We start from the raw sequence: 16871 nt of genomic DNA on the forward strand, positions 1-16871 counted from the left end.
GGAAACCCGAGATGCGCAAACTTCTGATGTCCCTGCTGATGGCCGGCTCGCTGATCGCGGCCGGTGTCGGCCCCGCGCTCGCCGACGACGCGGCTTCCGCCGCCGCTGCGTCCGCGCCCGCCGCAACGGCGTCCGATGCGTCGGCCGCCGCCGCACCGGCCGCTTCGGCGCCGGCCGCCACGGAAGCATCGGCACCTGCCGCTGCCGCCGCACCCGCTTCGGGCGCCGCGTCCGACGCCGCCGCCGCGGCCTCCGCGCCGGCCGCACCCGCCGCGCCGACCGAGCCGTTCTCCGTCGATTCGTCGAAGATCAGTGCCGGCGACACCGCGTGGATGCTGACGTCCACCGCGCTCGTGCTGTTCATGACGATCCCCGGCCTTGCGCTGTTCTATGCGGGCATGGTCCGCAAGAAGAACGTGCTCGCGACCGTGATGCAGAGCTTCGCGATCACCGCGGTGATCACGGTGCTGTGGACGGTGGTCGGCTACAGCCTCGCGTTCACGCCGGGCAACGGCTTCATCGGCGGGCTGTCGCGCGCGTTCCTGCACGGGATGACCTACGTGAAGGGCGACAAGGCGACCACGCTGACTGTCAGCCACCTCGCGACGACGATTCCGGAGTCCGTGTACTTCGTCTACCAGATGACGTTCGCGATCATCACGCCGGCGCTGATCTGCGGCGCGTTCGCCGACCGCATGAAGTTCTCGGCGATGCTCGTGTTCATGGCGCTCTGGTCGCTGGTGGTCTATGTGCCGATCGCGCACATGGTGTGGGAGCCGACCGGCTGGCTGTCGGCGGACGGCGTGCTCGACTTCGCGGGCGGCACGGTGGTGCACATCAACGCCGGTATCGCGGGCCTCGTGTCGTGCCTGATGCTCGGCAAGCGCATCGGCTTCGGCCGTGAATCGATGGCGCCGCACAACCTCGTGCTGACGATGATCGGCGGCTCGATGCTGTGGGTCGGCTGGTTCGGCTTCAACGCGGGTTCCGCGGTCGCGGCCGACGGCCGTGCCGGCTTCGCGATGCTGACGACGCAAGTCGCGACGGCGTGCGCGGCGCTCGGCTGGATGTTTGCCGAATGGATCTCGCACGGCAAGCCGTCGGTGCTCGGCATCGTGTCGGGCGCGGTCGCGGGCCTCGTCGCGATCACCCCGGCCGCAGGCTTCGTCGGCGTGACGGGTGCGCTCGTGATCGGTATCGCGGCAGGCGTCGTGTGCTTCTGGTCGGCCACGTGGCTCAAGTCGAAGCTCGGCTACGACGATTCGCTCGACGCGTTCGGCGTGCACGGCATCGGCGGGATTCTCGGCGCGCTGCTGACGGGCGTGTTCGCGATCAAGGACATCGGCGGCGCCGACGGCAGCCTGCTGCTGCAGGCGAAGGGCGTGCTGATCACGCTGGTGTACAGCGGCGTGCTGAGCTTCGTGCTGCTGAAGCTGATCGACCTGACGATCGGCCTGCGCGTGACCGAAGAGGAAGAGCGCGAAGGCCTCGACGTGGTGCTGCACGGCGAGCACGTCGAATAAGTCGTACGGATGACCGCGGGCCGCCGCGCAGACGGCGCCCGCCCCGAATGAGCGCAGCGACTTCGGCCCGCCCTCCCGGCGGGCTTTTTTTCTCCTGCCGCGTGCTGCCGTAGCGCATAACCCTTCAGGCTATCGGGTCAATAGCCGAAAACTTCCTCCAAATCCTTGCGAAGCCGGGAACAATCCCCAAATGGGCAGGGCAATTGCTCTACAATCTTCATTCTCCCGCTCGCGAGTGATTCATGGTTCCCCACCTCGTTACCGCGTTGAACGGTCCGCTGCTCGAGCTCGAGCAGAAGATCCTCGACGCGACGCCGGCGATCGAACGCTGGTTCAGGCTCGAATGGCAGGAACACACCCCGCCGTTCTATTGTTCGGTGGACCTGCGCAACGCCGGTTTCAAGCTGGCGCCCGTCGACGCGAACCTGTTCCCCGGCGCGTTCAACAATCTGCCGTCCGAAGTGCTGCCGCTCGCCGTCCAGGCCGCGATGGCCGCGATCGAGAAGATCTGCCCGGACGCGAAGAACCTGCTCGTGATCCCCGAGCTGCCGACCCGCAACGCGTTCTACCTCGAAAACGTCGCGCGGCTCGCGACGATCATGCGTCAGGCCGGCCTGAACGTGCGCTTCGGCTCGCTCGACCCGAGCATCACCGACATGACGCCGATCACGCTGGCCGACGGCCAGAAGATCGTGCTCGAGCCGCTCGAGCGTTCGCAGCGCCGCCTCGGCCTGAAGAATTTCGATCCGTGCTCGATCCTGCTGAACAACGACCTGTCGGCGGGCATTCCGGCCGTGCTGGAAAACCTGCACGAACAATACCTGCTGCCGCCGCTGCACGCGGGCTGGGCCGTGCGCCGCAAGTCGACGCACTTCTCGTGCTACGACGACGTCGCGAAGAAGTTCGCGAAGATGGTCGGCGTCGATCCGTGGATGGTGAATCCGTATTTCGCGCACGTCGAAGGCGTCGACTGGCAGGGCCATGAAGGCGAGCAGGCGCTCGCCGACGCGATCGACGGCGTGCTGAAGAAGATCGCGCGCAAGTATCGCGAATACGGAATCAGCGAAAAGCCGTACGTCGTCGTGAAGGCCGACGCGGGCACCGCGGGCCGTGGCGTGATGACCGTGCACGACGCAGCCGAGATCGGCCGCATGTCGAAGGCCGAGCGCGCGCAGATGGCCGAGTCGAAGGCCGGCCTCGCGGTGCGCGACGTGATCGTGCAGGAAGGCGTGTATACGTTCGAGCGCGTCGGCGACGAAGTCGCGGAGCCGGTCGTGTACATGATCGACCGCTACGTGGTCGGCGGCTTCTACCGCACGCACGGCGGCCGCGAGCGCGACCAGAACCTGAACGCGCCCGGCATGCACTACGTGCCGCTCGGCTTCGAGCACACCGCGCTGCCGGATGCGGGCGCCAAGCCGGGCGCCGCGCCGCCGAACCGTTTCTACATGTACGGCGTCGTCGCGCGCCTGTCGCTGATCGCGTCGTCGATCGAACTGGAAAAGACCGATCCCGAAGCCATCCAGGTGTAACGGCTTCGCTACGTACAGGACCCGCATGGACATTCTCTTTATCGCCGACCCGCTCGAGCGCTTCAAGATCTACAAGGATTCGACCTACGCGATGATGGCGGAAGCCGCGCGGCGCGGGCATGCGGTGTACGCATGCCAGCCGCATCAGCTCGCGTGGACGGGCTCGGGCGTCGAGGCGGACGTGCAGCGCGTGACGATCGTCGGCGACACGGCCGATCTGCATCGTCATCCGTGGTACGAGGCTGGCGCGCACGAATCGCGCCAGCTGACGTCGTTCGGCGCGGTGCTGATGCGCAAGGATCCGCCGTTCGACATGGAGTACGTGACGGCCACCTGGATGCTCGAGCTTGCCGAACGTGCGGGCGCCCGCGTGTTCAACAAGCCGCAGTCGATCCGCGATCACTCGGAGAAGCTCGCGATCGGCGAGTTTCCGCAGTTCGTCGCGCCGACGCTCGTCACGCGCGACGCCGCGCGCTTGCGTGCGTTTCACGCCGAGCATGGCGACGTGATCGTGAAGCCGCTCGACGGCATGGGCGGGATGGGCGTGTTCCGCGTGAAGGCCGACGGGATGAATCTCGGCGCGATCATCGAGATGCTGGGCCACGACGGCACGCGCTCGCTGATGATCCAGAAGTTCATTCCCGAGATCACGGCCGGCGACAAGCGCATTCTGCTGATCGCGGGCGCGCCGGTGCCGTACTCGCTCGCGCGGATTCCGCAGGGCAGCGAAGTGCGCGGCAATCTCGCGGCGGGCGGGCTCGGCGTCGCGCAGCCGCTGACGCCGCGCGATCGCGAAATCGCCGAGACGCTGGGGCCGGTGCTCGCCGCGCGCGGGCTGCTGCTGGTTGGCCTCGACGCGATCGGCGACTGGCTGACCGAGGTGAACGTGACGAGCCCGACGTGCTTCCGCGAAATCATGGAGCAGACGGGTTTCGACGTCGCCGCGATGTTCATCGACGCGCTGGAGCGGGCGGCCGCATAGCCCGCTTTTCACGCAAGCCCGGCGGCGGCCGCGCAGGTCCCCCGTCGCCGGAGCGATTCGACCGGCCTGCTACAATGCCCGCTTGCCAGGCGCCGCGACCCGCGGGCCGAAGGCCCGGCGGTCGGGCCGAAACCGTTGCAAGGCTGAACATGAAACGATTCCCTCATTCGCTACGCTCGTTGCCCCGCTGCGGGGCGTCGGCCCGCCAGGGGCGGCCGGGGGCGGTCTGACATGGCCGGGATTCTGATCATCGCGCACGCACCGCTCGCCACCGCGCTGCGGGACTGCATCGCGCACATCTACGGCGGCGTGCCCGCGCGCATCGGCTGCATCGACGTGCTGGCCGACAGCGATCCTGCCCAGGTGATGGCGTTCGCGCACGCGGAGCTTGCGCGGCTCAGGGAAGAGAACGGGGTCGTCGTGCTGACCGACATGTACGGCGCGACGCCCGCGAACATCGCGGGCCAGCTCGCGAAGCTCGACAACGTGCGCGTGCTGGCGGGCGTGAACCTGCCGATGCTGGTGCGGGCCGTCTGCTACCGAACCGTGCCGCTCGACAAGCTCGTCGACAAGGCGCTGTCCGGCGGCGCGAAGGGCGTCCACGAGGTGTCGGCCGGCACGCCGCCGCCGCCGTCGGAAACCGGCTGCGGCCAATGCGCGCCGATTCCGCCCGAGCCGCAACCGCGCACCGAATCGCACTGACCGTCCTGTTTTCCGTTTTAGACTGACCCGCCGACGCACGTCGCCGGCGGCCTCGACCGACCCGACCGAGAATCATGCTTCAACAAGAAACCACCATCGTCAACAAATTGGGGCTCCATGCGCGCGCATCGGCCAAGCTTACGCAACTGGCCGGCAATTTCCAGTCGGAAGTCTGGATGACACGCAACGGACGCAAGATCAACGCGAAGAGCATCATGGGCGTGATGATGCTCGCCGCGGGCATCGGCAGCACCGTGACGATCGAGACCGAAGGTCCCGACGAACGCGAGGCGATGGATGCGCTGCTCAAGCTGATCGCGGACAAGTTCGGCGAAGGTCAGTGATCCCCGCGCGGAATCGTTGTCGTTTCGAAGCAGAATGCCGCGTTCGTCGCGGCATTTTTTTCGTCCGCCGCATTGATGCGGAAGCCGCAATGCTGCGCTGCACGCAGTCAGCACGGAGGTACGGAATTTATAATCGCTAACCGGGGTCATAAGCGCATCGCAGCAGTGTGCCGCGGCTTTACATGTACAGAGGAGGTGCGCGTGTCCTTCACGCTGCATGGCATTCCCGTCTCACGTGGTATCGCGATCGGGCGAGCGTATCTGATCGCGCCGGCGGCGCTCGACGTCGCCCATTACCTCGTCGAGGCGAACCAGATCGACGCCGAGGTCGAGCGCTTCCGCACGGCGCGCGAGGTCGTGCATCACGAACTCGAGGCGCTGCGCGCCGACCTGACCGACGACACCCCGACCGAAGTGGGCGCGTTCATCGACGTCCACGCGATGATCCTGGGCGACGCGATGCTCGTGCAGGAAACCATCGACCTGATCCGCACGCGGCGCTACAACGTCGAATGGGCGCTGACCGAGCAGCTCGAGCTGCTCACGCGCCACTTCGACGACATCGAGGACGAATACCTGCGCGAGCGCAAGGCCGACATCGAGCAGGTGGTCGAGCGCGTGCTGAAGGCGCTCGCCGGTGCGCCGTCGGCGTCGCAGGCGCTCGATCGCGCGGCCGCGCATGGCCAGAACGAGATGATCGTCGTCGCGCACGACATCGCGCCGGCCGACATGATGCAGTTCAAGTCGCAGTCGTTCCAGGCGTTCGTCACCGATCTCGGCGGCCGCACGTCGCACACGGCGATCGTTGCGCGCAGTCTCGGCATTCCGGCGGCGGTCGGCGTCCAGCATGCGAGCTCGCTGATCCGGCAGGACGACCTGATCATCGTCGACGGCGACCAGGGGATCGTGATCGTCGATCCCGCGCCGATCGTCCTGGAGGAATATTCGTACCGCCAGTCCGAGAAGCTGCTCGAGCAACGCAAGCTGCAGCGCCTGAAGTTCTCGCCGACGCAAACCCTGTGCGGCACGAAGATCGAGCTGTACGCGAACATCGAGCTGCCCGACGACGCGAAGGCGGCGGTCGAGGCCGGCGCGGTCGGCGTCGGGCTGTTCCGCTCCGAGTTCCTGTTCATGCATCAGAAGGAGATGCCGGAGGAGGAGGAGCAGTTCGCCGCGTACAAGCGCGCGGTCGAATGGATGAAGGGCATGCCGGTGACGATCCGCACGATCGACGTCGGCGCGGACAAGCCGCTCGAGGCGCTCGACGAAGGCTACGAGACGGCGCCGAACCCGGCGCTCGGCCTGCGCGCGATCCGCTGGAGCCTGTCCGAGCCGCAGATGTTCCTCACTCAGCTGCGCGCGATCCTGCGCGCGTCCGCGTTCGGCCAGGTGAAGATCCTGATTCCGATGCTCGCGCACGCGCAGGAGATCGACCAGACACTCGACCTGATCCGCGAGGCGAAGCGTCAGCTCGACGACGCGGGGCTCGCTTACGATCCGAACGTGCGCATCGGCGCGATGATCGAGATTCCGGCCGCGGCGATCGCATTGCCGCTGTTCCTGAAGCGCTTCGATTTCCTGTCGATCGGCACGAACGACCTGATCCAGTACACGCTCGCGATCGACCGCGCGGACAACGCGGTCGCGCACCTGTACGACCCGCTGCATCCGGCGGTGCTGCACCTGATCGCCTATACGCTGCGCGAAGCGAAGCGGGCGGGGGTGTCGGTGTCGGTGTGCGGGGAGATGGCGGGCGACCCGGCGCTCACGCGTCTGTTGCTCGGAATGGGCCTCACCGAGTTCTCGATGCATCCGAGCCAGCTGCTGGTCGTGAAGCAGGAGATCCTGCGTGCGCACCTGAAGGCGCTCGAGAAACCCACGGCCGACGTGCTGGCCGCATTCGAGCCGGAGGAAGTGCAGGCGGCGCTCAAGCGCCTGGCGGTCGCCGAGCCGCGCGCGGACGCAGCCGCCTAGGCAGCACGGGCCGCGCCGTGGCAGTTTCGCGAAGGTTGCGAACCGTCACGCATGCGCGCCCGGCGCATGCATGCCGCGCGCGTCAGTGCCGGCCCTGGCACACGGGGCAGTCGGCCTGGCGCGCGATCTTCATCGTCGTCCATTCCATCCGCAGCGAATCGAGCATCATCAGGCGGCCGTTGAGCGTCGTGCCGATCGCGCCGATCACGCGCAGCGCCTCGGCGGCCTGCATCGCACCGATGATGCCGACCGTCGGCGCGAACACGCCCATCGTCGCGCACGCGACTTCCTCGAACGGTTGATCCTCCGGAAACACGCATGCATAGCAGGGCGCGGCCGGGTCGCGGAAGTCGAACGTACTGATCTGGCCGTCGAAGCGCAGCGCGGCGCCCGACACGAGCGGCACGCCGTGCGCGACGCACGCGCGATTGATCGCATGGCGCGTCGCGAAGTTGTCGGTGCAGTCGAGCACGACGGTCGCACGCGGCACATGTTCGTCCAGCCACGCATCGTCCGCGCGCGCCGCGACGGCATGCACGGTCACTTCGGGGTTCAGCTGCGCGAGCGTGTCGCGCCCCGATTCGACCTTGCTGCGGCCGACCGATGCGCTCACGTGGAGGATCTGCCGCTGCAGGTTCGTGAGGTCGACCGTGTCGGCGTCGACCAGCGTGATCGTGCCGACGCCCGATGCCGCGAGATACATCGCGGCAGGCGAGCCGAGCCCGCCGGCGCCGACGACGATCGCATGCGCGTCGAGAAAGCGCTGCTGCGCCTCGATGCCGATTTCGTCGACGAGGATGTGGCGGGAGTAGCGGAGGAGTTGATCGTCGTTCATGGGGAAGTCGTGAGCGGGGCGCAAGCGCGGGCGTATCGATCCATTCTAGGCGCACATGAAAAACGGGCCATCGCGGTCTTCCCGCGATGGCCCGTCGGATGCCGGCCGGCGCTTACTGCGGCGCCGACGCGGCCTTCGGTGCGGCCGCCTTCGCGCCCGACGCCTTCGCGGCGGACGCGGCCTTCGCTGCCGGGCTCTTCGCCGTGCTCTCGGCGAGCAGCGACTTCGACTCCTGCACCGGCTTGCCTTCGAGCTTGTTGAGCGCCTGCTGCATCATGAAGTCGTCGGTGCTGCCGAACTCGATCGGCTTGCGATCGCGGTCCTTCTGGCGCTGCTCCGGCGTCTTCTTGTCGTTCTGCTCCTCGAGGACGCGCAGCTGATCCATCCGGCGCTGCTCGCGCTCTTCCTGTTCCTTCTTCTCGTTCGGATCCTGCGTGTTCGCGAGGTGGTTCGTGTAGTCGACTTCGCGCGTCACGAGCACGTCGTCCGGATCGCCGTCCGCGTACTGATCGACCGGCACGTCGGGCGTGATGCCCTTGTTCTGGATCGAACGGCCGCTCGGCGTGTAATAGTAGGCCGTCGTCAGGCGCAGCGCGGTGTCCGCCGTCATCGGACGGACCGTCTGCACCGAGCCCTTGCCGAACGTCGTCTTGCCCATGATCTGCGCGCGCTTCGAATCCTGCAGCGCGCCGGCGACGATCTCCGACGCGGACGCCGAATACGCGTTCGTCAGCACGACCATCGGCACGGTCTTGAAGATCGGCGGCAGGCTCTTCAGCGGATCGCCGTCGAAGGACGGCAGGCGGTAGTTGTCGTAGGTATCGCGGTAGACCTGCTTCGAATCCGGAATCTGGCCGTTGGTCGACACGACGACGGAGTCGGGCGGCAGGAACGCGCCGGCGACGCCGACCGCGCTCTGCAGCAGGCCGCCGCCGTTGTTGCGCAGGTCGAGGATCAGGCCCTTCAGGTTCGGCTGCTGGCGTGCGATGTCCTGCAGCTTCGCGGCGAGATCGGGCGTCGTGCGCTCCTGGAAGCTCGTGATCCGGATGTAGGCGTAGCCCGGGTCGAGCAGCTTCATCTTCACGCTCTGGACCCGGATGATCGCGCGCGTGACCGTGACCGGGAACGTGCGGTCGTCGCTCTTGCGGAAGATCGTCAGCGTGACCTTGGTGCCCGGCTCGCCGCGCATCTGCTTGACGGCCTTGTCGAGCGTCATGCCGCGCACCGGCTTGTCGTTGATGCGGGTGATCAGGTCGCCCGGACGAATGCCGGCGCGGAACGCGGGCGTGTCTTCGATCGGGGAGATCACCTTGACGAGGCCGTCTTCCTGCGAGATCTCGATGCCGAGACCGGCGAAGCGACCCTTGGTCTGCTCCTGCAGTTCGTCATAGTCGGTCTTGTCGAGGAACGACGAATGCGGGTCGAGGCTCGATACCATGCCCTTAATCGCCGCCGTCAGCAGCTTCTTGTCGTCGACCGGCTCGACGTACTCGCGCTTGATCTGGCCGAACACCTCCGCGAACAGGCGGAGCTGGTCGAGGGGAAGCGGCGCCGTGGCGGTCTGCTCGGCCGATGCCGAAACCTGCAGCGTGGCGAATACGCCCGTGGCGAGGCCCGCGGCAATCAGGCCGATGTTCTTCAATTTCATTCGCATAGAGAGTCTGGTGCGGTCGGGAAGCGCGTGGCGGTAGCGGGGATGTAGCGGACAAGTATAACTGTTCGTCCGATTGCTCAGTGGAACGGTGCGAAATGGCCCCGGAGCCCTGGTTCCCGGCGGGCTGCCGCCGCGCGCGCAGCGGATTCGAAAGCCGATTCGACAGCACCGGAGCCGCGAAGGTTCGCGCCGCACGGCGGCGGCGCGGGCCGGGCAGCGCCGCGCGCGGCGGCATGCCCGGCCTCGCGGGGTTCAGCCCGCCTTGCCCTGCTTCGCGACGGCGGCCTGCGCCTTCGCAATCGCGTCCTGATCGCCCAGGTAGTAGTGCTGGATCGGCTTCAGGTTTTCGTCGAGTTCGTACACGAGCGGCACGCCGTTCGGGATGTTCAGGCCGACGATGTCGCTGTCCGAGATGCCGTCGAGGTACTTGATCAGCGCGCGCAGCGAGTTGCCGTGAGCGGCGATCAGCACCTGCTTGCCCGCACGGATGGCCGGCGCGATCGATTCGTTCCACAGCGGCAGCACGCGCGCGACCGTGTCCTTCAGGCACTCGGTGAGCGGCAGTTGCTCGCGCGGCACCTTCGCGTAGCGCGGGTCGTTGAACGGCGCGCGTTCGTCGGTCGGCTCGAGCGCCGGCGGCGGCGTGTCGTAGCTGCGGCGCCACACGAGCACCTGGTCGTCGCCGAACTTGGCGGCCGTTTCCGCCTTGTTCAGGCCCGACAGCGCGCCGTAGTGGCGCTCGTTCAGACGCCACGAATGGACGACCGGCAGATACATCAGGTCCATCTTGTCCTGCACGTGCCACAGCGTGCGGATCGCGCGCTTGAGCACCGACGTGTACGCGATGTCGAACGTGTAGCCAGCCTCCTTGAGCAGTTCGCCGGCCTGGTAGGCCTCGTTGCGACCCTGTTCGGTCAGGTCGACGTCGACCCAGCCGGTGAAGCGGTTTTCCTTGTTCCACGTCGATTCGCCGTGGCGGATGAGAACGAGTTTGTACATGGATCTTGCGGTCGGTAGTGATAGGGAAGCGGGGCGCGTCGCGCGGCACCCGGTCCGGGTCCGCCATCGCGCAAGACGGTTATTTTATAATGGCGGGATTGTCCTTTTCCGATTTCTCTTTTTCCGGCGGCTTTCCGTGACGTTCTTTACCAATTACACGAACCTGGCCCTTATCGCGATCCTGCTGGTTTCCGGCGGCCTGCTCGCATGGCCGGCGCTGCGCCGCGGCCGCGGCGGCCTGTCGGCCGCGGAGGCCACGCAGCTCATCAATCGCCGCAACGCGGTCGTGATCGACCTGCGCGCGCCGTCCGACTTCGCCGCCGGCCACCTGCCGTCCGCGCGCCAGGTCGCCGCCGGCGAGATCGGCGCGAAAATTGCGCAGGTCGCGAAGAACAAGAGCACGCCCGTGCTGCTCGTCTGCCAGAATGGCCAGCAGTCGCAGAAGGCGGCGCGCGAGGTCGAGGCGGCGGGCTATGCCGAGGTGCACGTGCTCGAGGGCGGCGTCGCCGCCTGGCAGCAGGCCGGGATGCCGGTCGTCAAACAAGGAGTGGCGAAGTGAGCAAGGTTTTGATGTACAGCACGCAGGTGTGTCCGTATTGCATTCAGGCCGAGCGCCTGCTGAAGCTGCGCGGCGTCGAGCAGATCGAAAAGGTGCTGATCGACCGCGATCCGGCTCGCCGTGAGGAAATGATGGCCCGCACGGGCCGTCGCACGGTGCCGCAGATCTACATCGGCGACACGCACGTCGGCGGTTACGACGATCTGTCGAAGCTCGACCACGAAGGCGGGCTCTTGCCGCTTCTGCAAGCGGCCTGATTAGGGCAGAATGGCCGCCGGTCGCGCCGCGGCTCGAGCGCGCAGGATTCAACCGAGGCGGCCGGCGTGAAGCCGGCCGCCCCGTCACCACTTTTAGGGAAACACCATGTCCGACGTCGAAAACCAACCGTTCTTCAACATCCAGCGCGTCTACCTGAAGGATATGTCGCTCGAGCAGCCGAATTCGCCGGCGATCTTCCTCGAGCAGGACATGCCGTCGGTTGAAGTCGAAGTCGACGTCAAGGCCGAACGCCTCGCGGAAAGCGTGTTCGAGGTCGTCGTGTCCGGTACCGTCACCGCGAAGGTGAAGGACAAGGTCGCGTTCCTGATCGAAGCGAAGCAGGCCGGCATTTTCGACATTCGCAACATTCCCGACGAACAGCTCGATCCGCTCGTCGGCATCGCGTGCCCGACGATCCTGTTCCCGTACCTGCGTTCGAACATCGCCGACGCGATCACGCGCGCGGGCTTCCCGCCGATCCACCTGGCGGAAATCAACTTCCAGGCGCTGTACGAGCAGCGTCTCGCGCAGCTCCAGCAGCAAGCCGGTGCGGCAGGCGCGGCGAATGGCGCGCCGAACGGCACGACGCTGAACTGACGTTTCACTCCGGACCGGTGCTGGGTATGAAAGTAGCCGTTCTCGGCGCCGGTGCCTGGGGCACCGCGCTCGCGGGCCATCTGGCCGCGCGGCACGATACGCTTCTCTGGGCGCGCGACGCCGCGCTGATCGCCGGGCTGCAGGCCCGGCATGAAAATTCCCGCTATCTGGACGGCATCGCGCTGCCCGATGCGCTGCGCTACGACGCCGATCTCGGCGCCGCGCTCGCGCACGGCGCCGCGCATGATGCGCTGTGCGTGATCGCCGCGCCGGTGGCCGGATTGCGCACGCTGTTCGGCGCGATGCGCGACGCAGGCTGCGTTCCTGCGCACATCGTGTGGGTCTGCAAGGGCTTCGAGGCCGACACGCATCTGCTGCCGCACCAGGTGATCGCGGCCGAGTTGCCGGAGCAGCACAGCAACGGCGTGCTGTCGGGGCCGAGCTTCGCCCGCGAGGTCGGGCTCGCGCTGCCCGTCGCGCTGACGGTCGCAAGCACCTCCGCCGAATGCCGAGAGCGCACGCTCGCCGCGTTCCATCACGGCGCGATGCGGATCTATACGGGCGACGACGTGGTCGGTGTCGAGGTCGGCGGCGCGGTGAAGAACGTGCTGGCGATCGCGACAGGCATCTCCGACGGCCTCGGGCTCGGGCTGAACGCGCGCGCCGCGCTGGTCACGCGCGGCCTCGCCGAAATGTCGCGCCTCGGCGTCGCGCTCGGCGGCCGCGCGGAAACCTTCACGGGCCTCACGGGCCTCGGCGACCTGATCCTCACCGCGACGGGCGACCTGTCGCGCAATCGCACGGTCGGGCTGCAACTGGCGGCCGGCCGCTCGCTGAACGACATCCTCGGCGCGCTCGGCCATGTGGCCGAGGGCGTGCGCTGCGCGCAGGCCGTGCTCGCGCTTGCGCGCAAGCAGGGTATCGAAATGCCGATCACCGAGGCCGTATGCGGCGTGCTGTTCGACGGCGTCGCCCCGCGCGATGCGGTCAGCGGCCTGCTGCGGCGCGACGCGCGCGCCGAATAAGCCAGCACCGACGAATTCCACCGATTCTCGCGGCCGGACGCGCTCGCGCAACGCGGCCGGCGCCAAAGCGCGCTACGCTTGAACAGTCTCCGGCGTATCGGGAGGGTGTCATGCTGCAGATCGGTTCCACCACGTTCGACGCGCAACTCGTCGACATCACGACGCTCGACGTCGACGCGATCGTCAACGCCGCGAACGGTTCGCTGCTCGGCGGAGGCGGGGTCGACGGCGCGATCCATCGCGCGGCCGGCCCGGGCCTCTTGGCCGAGTGCCGCACGCTCGGCGGCTGCGAGACCGGCGACGCGAAGCTCACGCGCGGCCACCGGCTGCCGGCGAAGTACGTGATTCATGCGGTCGGCCCGGTATGGCACGGCGGCGGTCGCGGCGAACCCGAGTTGCTCGCGGCATGCTACCGGCGCGCGATCGAGCTGGCCGAGGAGGTTGCGGCGACGTCGATCGCATTCCCGGCAATCAGTTGCGGCGTGTATCGCTATCCGCCCGAGGAGGCCGTCGACATCGCCGTCGGCACGGTGGCCGAAATGCTGCCGCAGGCGCCGAATCTCGCACGCGTGGTATTCGCGTGCTTTTCATCCGACATCTACGACCTGTATCGCGCGCGGCTCGCGCGCAACTAGCGCTGCGCGGCCGTGCGGTGCGGTGCGGCCGCGGGCGTCAGGCGCCGCCTTCGAAGCCGGCCTGGCGCCACGCCTCGAACACGACCACGGCCACGGTGTTCGACAGATTCAGGCTGCGGTTGCCCGGCCGCATCGGCAGGCGCACGCGCTGTTCGTTCGGGAAGCGCTCGAGCAAGTCGGCCGGCAGGCCGCGCGTCTCGGAGCCGAACACGAACCAGTCGCCGGGCACGAATGCATGGTCGTGGAAGCGGCCCGAGCCGCGGGTCGTGAACGCGAACATTCGCGCGGGATCCGGTGCTTCGCTGGCGACGAATGCATCCCAGTCGGCGTGCACGCGCATTTCGGCGTACTCGTGATAATCGAGGCCCGCGCGGCGCATCTTCGCGTCGTCGAGCGGAAAGCCGAGCGGCTCGATCAGATGCAGGCGCGCGCCGGTGTTGGCGCACAGGCGGATCACGTTGCCGGTGTTCGGCGGAATTTCGGGAGCGACGAGGACGACGTTGAACATGGTTGAGTCTGGCTGGGCCGGCCGGGGCGGAGCAGTGTGCATTCCGTCCCGGCCGGCCGGTTCGTGACGGCCGGCGCCGCTTGCGGGCGGCGGCCTCTCTAACTAATTAATCCCTGGCGGTGCGCAGCGCAACCAGATTCGTCACGCGCGCGGCACCCGCCGTCTTCAATGCATTCGCGGCGGCCGCGAGCGTCGCACCGGACGTCATCACGTCGTCGACGAGCGCCACGTGGCGGCCGGTGAGATCGCCCGCCACCGAGAACGCCGCGTGCACGTTGTCGCGCCGCGCACGCCGGTCGAGCCGCGACTGCGGCGCGGTCTCGGCCACGCGGGCAAGCAGTGCCGCGTCGGCGCGCACGCCGAGCCGGCGGGCGAGCGGGCGCGCGATCGCCCACGCCTGGTTGTAGCCGCGCGCGACGAGCCGGCCGCGCGACAGCGGCACCGGCGCGATCACGTCGAAGCCGCCGGCGGCGCGCATCGCGTCCGTGTCGTCGACGCGCTGCGCGAGCCGGGCCGCGAATTCCGCCCCGAGCGCGAGCCGCGCGTGAAACTTCAGGCCGCGCGCGAGCCCGTCGAGCGGCGCGCGGTAATCGGCGAGCGCGAGCGTCGCATCGAACGGCGGCGGAGCCGCGCGGCATGCGTCACACCGGTACGTGGACGCGGACCCCGCGCCACCGCGCCGGCCGCGCGCACCGCGCGGCATCGTCTGCCCGACGCCCAGCGGCATCGCGCACACATCGCAGCGCAGCCGTGCTTCGTTCCAGTACGCGGCATCGCAGGCGCTGCAAATCACCGTGTGTGACAAATTGCCGCACAGGGCGCACCGATTGGGCAACGCGAGCGCGACGACGCGCGCTGCCAGCGTACGAACCTGCGACAAAACGACGCGCATCGGGCGCGGGGCGAGACGGCTATCCATCGCGAACACTCCTGGCGTCCCCGTCTCGCTGAAGGCAGCGAGGCGAGCGAGTATACTTCGGGCTCTTCGCCAGTGTGCCCGACATGTCCCCAGCTTCGACTTCAACCGGCCGTCCGGCCAATGACGCCCGGCGTTTGCGGCGGATCTTCGATCGCCGCGCCGCCGCGTTCGACGCGGTCGCGTTCCTGCCGCGCGAGATCGCGCAGCGGATGAACGAGCGCCTCGAATACATCAAGGTGAGCCCCGCGGCCGTGCTCGACGCGGGCTGCGGTCCGGGCGACGACCTGCCGGCGTTGCGCGCACGCTTTCCCGAAGCGCCGGTGTTCGGCGTCGACCTGTCCGGCGCGATGCTCGCGCGGGCGGGTGAGCGCGAGGTCGAGCAGACGAGCTGGCGCCGCTGGCTGCCCGCGTCGCTCGGCCGGGCGCTGGGCCAGCGCGGCCCGCGCGTCGCGCAGGCCGACTTCTCGACGCTGCCGTTCGCGGCCGGCGCGTTCGACCTGATCTGGTCGAATCTCGCGCTGCACTGGCATTCCCGTCCCGATACGGTGTTCCCCGAATGGCAGCGCGTGCTGCGCGTGAATGGCCTGCTGATGTTCAGCACGCTCGGCCCCGACACGCTGCGCGAGTTGCGCGCGGCCTGCGCGGACGCCGAAGCGGCGCTCGGCATCGCTTCCCCCGCCGCGCGCGTCGTCGACTTCGTCGACATGCACGATCTCGGCGACATGCTCGTCGAGAGCGGCTTCGAGATCCCGGTGATGGACCAGGAAGTGCTGACCGTCACGTACAAGACGCCCGACTCCCTGCTCGCCGACGTGCGCCGCTGGGGCGCCTATCCGTTCGAGCGCGCGGTGCCGCAACGTGCGGGGCGGCGCTTTCGCGCGGCGCTCGGCGACGCGCTGGACGCGCGCCGGCGCGCGGACGGCACGATTCCGCTGACGTTCGAAGTGATCTACGGCCACGCGTGGAAGGCCGTGCCGCGCACGACCGCCGAGGGGCACGGGATCGTGCGCATCGAAGATATCGGAAAGGGGCGTCCGAAGAATCGGTAAAGCGGTAAAGAGGGGTTTTGTTATGTCTGAAATTAGCGGCGCAAAGCGGGGCCGAATTGATGTGAAAAACGCCCGGGAAGCTTGTGGCGCTTGGCTCGCGGGCCGATAGCCGCTTGCTTGTGGATGCCATTGAACCCGCCTATAATGCGTCAGCTTGTCGTCCCGGGGTCCCCGCAATACGGGCCGGCGAGTCCGATGCAGGCATGCATCGCATGCCATTCGCGTGAGGCGGCGATGGAAGCAGCGAGGGTTTTGGCGGAGACGACGAACGATGAGCCGGTCCTCGAAGACTGGCTCATGAAACGCAACTGTTCGGTGTCGCCGCGCCAGTTCGTGCTGTTTTACGCGTCGCTCGCGAGCTTCTCGCTGGTGATCGCGGCATTGCTGATGTGGCGGGGGGCCTGGCTCGTCATGCCCTTCACTGGAATCGAATTGCTGGCGGTAGGCGTCGCGTTTGCGGTCTATGCCCGTCATGCGATCGATTACGAGCGCATCAGGCTGTTTCCGCATCGGCTCGTGATCGAGCGGATGGATGCGGAGCGGTTCACGCAGATCGAATTCAACCCGCGCTGGGTGCGGGTCGAGCCGGGTGCGACGCCACGCGATCCGATTCGACTGGTATCGCGCGGGCAGACCGTCGTAATCGGGCAGCATCTCGCGCAGCACAAGCGTGCGCAGTTCGCCGACGAACTGCGCGTGTCGCTCAGGCGCTGCGGCTGACGAAGCGCGGGCATCGGCCGAAACGGGCCGGCGGCTCGCGACGGGGGAGGGTTTGA

At 67.9% G+C, this 16871-nt stretch carries 18 protein-coding genes; 13 read left to right on the top strand and 5 right to left on the bottom strand.

Annotated elements, in window-relative coordinates:
• The first annotated feature begins 11 nt into the window (after positions 1 to 11).
• The 6 genes from HW466_RS21170 (at position 12) to ptsP (ending at position 7057) form a co-directional block, all read left to right on the top strand.
• Complete coding sequence (locus tag HW466_RS21170) at positions 12 to 1523, top strand: ammonium transporter (RefSeq protein WP_059507806.1); 1512 nt, start codon at positions 12 to 14, stop codon at positions 1521 to 1523.
• A gap of 242 nt (positions 1524 to 1765) precedes the next feature.
• Positions 1766 to 3055 carry a glutamate--cysteine ligase gene (gshA, locus tag HW466_RS21175; protein WP_059451518.1) on the top strand — a complete coding sequence of 430 codons (1290 nt, stop codon included), beginning with the start codon at positions 1766 to 1768 and terminating at the stop codon, positions 3053 to 3055.
• 25 nt (positions 3056 to 3080) lie between these two features.
• Complete coding sequence (gene gshB, locus HW466_RS21180) at positions 3081 to 4037, top strand: glutathione synthase (RefSeq protein WP_059869148.1); 957 nt, start codon at positions 3081 to 3083, stop codon at positions 4035 to 4037.
• A 231-nt stretch (positions 4038 to 4268) separates the two neighbouring features.
• Complete coding sequence (locus HW466_RS21185; protein WP_059451516.1) at positions 4269 to 4739, top strand: PTS sugar transporter subunit IIA; 471 nt, start codon at positions 4269 to 4271, stop codon at positions 4737 to 4739.
• 74 nt (positions 4740 to 4813) lie between these two features.
• A complete protein-coding gene (locus tag HW466_RS21190) occupies positions 4814 to 5083 on the top strand; it encodes an HPr family phosphocarrier protein (RefSeq protein ID WP_006477716.1) in 270 nt (89 codons plus the stop codon).
• 201 nt (positions 5084 to 5284) lie between these two features.
• On the top strand, positions 5285 to 7057 hold the full coding sequence (ptsP, locus tag HW466_RS21195; RefSeq protein ID WP_059451515.1) for a phosphoenolpyruvate--protein phosphotransferase: 1773 nt from the start codon (positions 5285 to 5287) through the stop codon (positions 7055 to 7057).
• Between the two features lie 82 nt (positions 7058 to 7139).
• Here ptsP and HW466_RS21200 read toward each other — a convergent pair whose 3' ends face one another.
• From HW466_RS21200 to gpmA, 3 genes are all read right to left on the bottom strand, one after another.
• A complete protein-coding gene (locus HW466_RS21200) occupies positions 7140 to 7892 on the bottom strand; it encodes a HesA/MoeB/ThiF family protein (protein ID WP_059451514.1) in 753 nt (250 codons plus the stop codon).
• Between the two features lie 112 nt (positions 7893 to 8004).
• Entirely contained in the window at positions 8005 to 9546 is a 1542-nt protein-coding gene (locus tag HW466_RS21205) for a S41 family peptidase (protein ID WP_059451513.1), read from the bottom strand.
• Between the two features lie 252 nt (positions 9547 to 9798).
• A complete protein-coding gene (gene gpmA, locus HW466_RS21210; protein WP_059507804.1) occupies positions 9799 to 10545 on the bottom strand; it encodes a 2,3-diphosphoglycerate-dependent phosphoglycerate mutase in 747 nt (248 codons plus the stop codon).
• A gap of 136 nt (positions 10546 to 10681) precedes the next feature.
• Between gpmA and HW466_RS21215 the strand changes: the two genes are divergently transcribed.
• The 5 genes from HW466_RS21215 to HW466_RS21235 all read left to right on the top strand — a co-directional run bounded on the left by HW466_RS21215 (position 10682) and on the right by HW466_RS21235 (position 13619).
• A complete protein-coding gene (locus tag HW466_RS21215) occupies positions 10682 to 11104 on the top strand; it encodes a rhodanese-like domain-containing protein (RefSeq protein WP_040142128.1) in 423 nt (140 codons plus the stop codon).
• Entirely contained in the window at positions 11101 to 11361 is a 261-nt protein-coding gene (gene grxC, locus HW466_RS21220) for a glutaredoxin 3 (RefSeq protein WP_151006449.1), read from the top strand. Before HW466_RS21215 ends, grxC begins: the two co-directional genes overlap by 4 nt.
• A gap of 106 nt (positions 11362 to 11467) precedes the next feature.
• The gene (secB, locus tag HW466_RS21225; protein ID WP_059451509.1) at positions 11468 to 11959 is read left to right on the top strand and encodes a protein-export chaperone SecB; all 492 of its coding nucleotides are present in this window, start codon (positions 11468 to 11470) and stop codon (positions 11957 to 11959) included.
• Positions 11960 to 11985: 26 nt separating this feature from the next.
• Positions 11986 to 12984 (top strand): NAD(P)H-dependent glycerol-3-phosphate dehydrogenase, encoded by a 999-nt coding sequence (locus tag HW466_RS21230; RefSeq protein WP_059507803.1) that lies wholly within the window; start codon positions 11986 to 11988, stop codon positions 12982 to 12984.
• Positions 12985 to 13094: 110 nt separating this feature from the next.
• Positions 13095 to 13619, top strand: a complete 525-nt coding sequence (locus HW466_RS21235) for an O-acetyl-ADP-ribose deacetylase (protein WP_059451507.1) — start codon at positions 13095 to 13097, stop codon at positions 13617 to 13619.
• Positions 13620 to 13656: 37 nt separating this feature from the next.
• On the opposite strand, the gene trmL is transcribed toward HW466_RS21235, so the two are convergent.
• On the bottom strand, positions 13657 to 14127 hold the full coding sequence (trmL, locus tag HW466_RS21240; RefSeq protein WP_059507801.1) for a tRNA (uridine(34)/cytosine(34)/5-carboxymethylaminomethyluridine(34)-2'-O)-methyltransferase TrmL: 471 nt from the start codon (positions 14125 to 14127) through the stop codon (positions 13657 to 13659).
• A 106-nt stretch (positions 14128 to 14233) separates the two neighbouring features.
• The gene (locus HW466_RS21245) at positions 14234 to 15046 is read right to left on the bottom strand and encodes a ComF family protein (RefSeq protein WP_174906032.1); all 813 of its coding nucleotides are present in this window, start codon (positions 15044 to 15046) and stop codon (positions 14234 to 14236) included.
• An 83-nt stretch (positions 15047 to 15129) separates the two neighbouring features.
• Between HW466_RS21245 and HW466_RS21250 the strand changes: the two genes are divergently transcribed.
• Both HW466_RS21250 and HW466_RS21255 read left to right on the top strand, forming a co-directional pair.
• Entirely contained in the window at positions 15130 to 16095 is a 966-nt protein-coding gene (locus tag HW466_RS21250) for a methyltransferase domain-containing protein (RefSeq protein WP_060023072.1), read from the top strand.
• 195 nt (positions 16096 to 16290) lie between these two features.
• The gene (locus HW466_RS21255) at positions 16291 to 16815 is read left to right on the top strand and encodes a DUF2244 domain-containing protein (protein WP_059507799.1); all 525 of its coding nucleotides are present in this window, start codon (positions 16291 to 16293) and stop codon (positions 16813 to 16815) included.
• Positions 16816 to 16871: the final 56 nt, after the last annotated feature.

Source organism: Burkholderia territorii (assembly GCF_902833055.1).
GTDB classification, from domain to species: domain Bacteria; phylum Pseudomonadota; class Gammaproteobacteria; order Burkholderiales; family Burkholderiaceae; genus Burkholderia; species Burkholderia territorii.